1 protein-coding gene is annotated in these 2,322 nt (G+C 56.7%); it reads left to right on the top strand.

Going from position 1 to position 2,322, the window contains the following annotated elements; genetic code table 11:
* A partial coding sequence (locus tag AC1DRJ_RS24830) for a dermonecrotic toxin domain-containing protein (RefSeq protein ID WP_477804489.1) occupies positions 1 to 2,322 on the top strand: 2,322 nt, incomplete at both ends.

Here is a 2,322-nt window from a genome sequence, read left to right as displayed (position 1 = left end):
CCCCATCCCGAGGCATAGAGGCGACTGACAATCTGGCAGCGGTCAAAAAGATTGTGCTGCAGATGATGAATAGCGAAGGGCATGAAGACACGCTGCTCAATTTCATGTCGCTGGATGAACGCGCCACTTTCCTGGCCATCGAGCCCAACGAGCGCGTGATTGAAGGCTGTCCAGTCGTGGGGCCAGTATTTGAAGCCGTCATGACCGACATTCTTCGCAAGCAAAGGGACAACCTCAGCCATGCCTTGAGCCGCTACCGTGAAAGCGAGGGCACTCACTCTCCCCATGCCTTGCTTGATAACGCGCTGGATGTCCGTGGACTGATCGATGCTCAGCTTCTGACCGCTGATGCCGCAGGCCGCTGGAGTACACGGGTCGACCAGCGTGGCAGTGCACAGTCTGCAACTGTGCGAGCCGAGTCAGCCAGAGAGGAACTGGCGCTGCTTGACTCGGTGGAGCAGGCGCTCGATCAACGGATCAAAACACACCCGGCCATACCTGTCGGAATCTCCACGTTCGCTCAGATAGAAAGCCTCGTCAGCTCATCCGTGGCGAACTTGCAGACGAGTTTTACACATACCCTGTCAACGGCATTGCGCAGTGAGTTGAAGCTGCACACGGTCACGCGCACCTTGGGTGCGGCGGAACAGGCAATCATCAAAACGGTCCTCGATAGCCCGATACACCTGCAGCGAGCCGCATTGAACGGTTTCCTGCCAGAAGTGTTTTCCCTGGCGTTGAAGGCCCGCGATGTTACAGCGCCGCTGAAACTGGCCAGTTGTTTCGTACTGACGGAACGAGGCGGCCTGGACCCGCAGCACTCGGGCAAGGCTATTTTGTGGACGCCGGCATCTGGCTTCGAAGCCTTCGAGACATTGCCACGACTACAGACCGAGCTCGATAATCGTCTCAAGAATGACGTGCGGCGCTTGTCACTTCTGGAGAACCTTGGCCGTAGCGAGCGGATGCACGGTAAAAGCTATTCGCTGGCGCCCCTGCAACCGATACACGGACATTTTCTCGATCACCTTCAAAAACCCTACGTCCAACTCGACCAGCCCTGTATCACCCAAGCACTGGCCACACCGCTCTCCCCCAAGCCAAAGACCGCCCTCCTGAACCTAGTGGCGCTGCGTGAGCCGCTGACGGGATTACGCCGTGCAGCGGACATCGCCCAGTCCCTGACGACTCAGCAAAAACTTCCGGCATGGCTGGCCAAAGCGTCTATCAAAGACCTGGTGCTGCATGGCGAACTGCTTCAGCAGTATCTGGATAATGTCAAAGACGATCAGGATTACCTGAGCGGCCTGAGTTCACTGCTCCGCACAACTCACTCTGAACTGGAAAAACAACTCAAGGCAGATAGCTTCGCAATCGATCCGGACAAGGTCCTGGTCCAGATCAACGCTCGTCCGACGTTGCCGGCTCGAACTGAAACCCTGACCGACTTCGCCTTGACGCCCATCGAGGTTCTGGACAAGGCCCGGTTCACACTGCAATCGCTTGACCCGACCGTGATTCCTGAAGGCATGAACGAGAGCTACATCAAAGCGCTGATACGTAACCTGAAGCCGGGTGAGCATCAGCAGAAAGTTCTGAGCGAAGGCCTTGCGGACACCTCGGCCAACGCCGATCGCAAAAAGCGCTTTTACGCACAATTACCCTGGCAACTGTTGCACTACGCGCATTCGGAAAAACTGCAGGAACGCCTGAGCGAAACGGGGTTTGATCTGATTCGGCAAATCATGGACATGCCCGATGCCATTGCCCGCGCGGCTGTCGACGGTGCCCATGCAATCATCCGTCCGCTTGAGTTCCTGGGCATCAAGAACGCAGAGACGATCAAGGTAGCGGGTGTTTATCTGATCGGTTCAGCCACCGATAGCGCAGCGCCACAGGTGCTTGTCGCCTCCCATAGCCCTCGTCACGGGATAAAGGAATATGAAAACGAAACTCAACTGCTGACAGAGTTGAAAGCGCGGGGGCCGCTGCTCGACTGGATACTTACCAACCTGTCGCAGCCCGACCAGACGCTGCTGGAAAACCGGATGGGAGTCACTGGCAAGCGCACCGCCCGAGCAGCAAGGGTGCCTTCTGACAAGCACGCCAATGAGGTCACACTGGCATCCAATCCTATCAAGGGCCACTTGTTCGGCCAGTTGTTCAACGACAACGCAGCGTTACTGGGCCGACTGCTCGGTTGTCAGTCCGATGATCGAAAACGCAGTGAATGGGCGACCATCAAGCATGTACTGGGCGAAGACCTGCACGAAACGTACACATATTTCATGGGCAAACTCGCTTATCCCATCATGGTGTGGC

The sequence above is a fragment of the Pseudomonas sp. P5_B2 genome (assembly GCF_056400445.1).
This window is presented reverse-complemented; position numbering and strand designations above follow the sequence as displayed.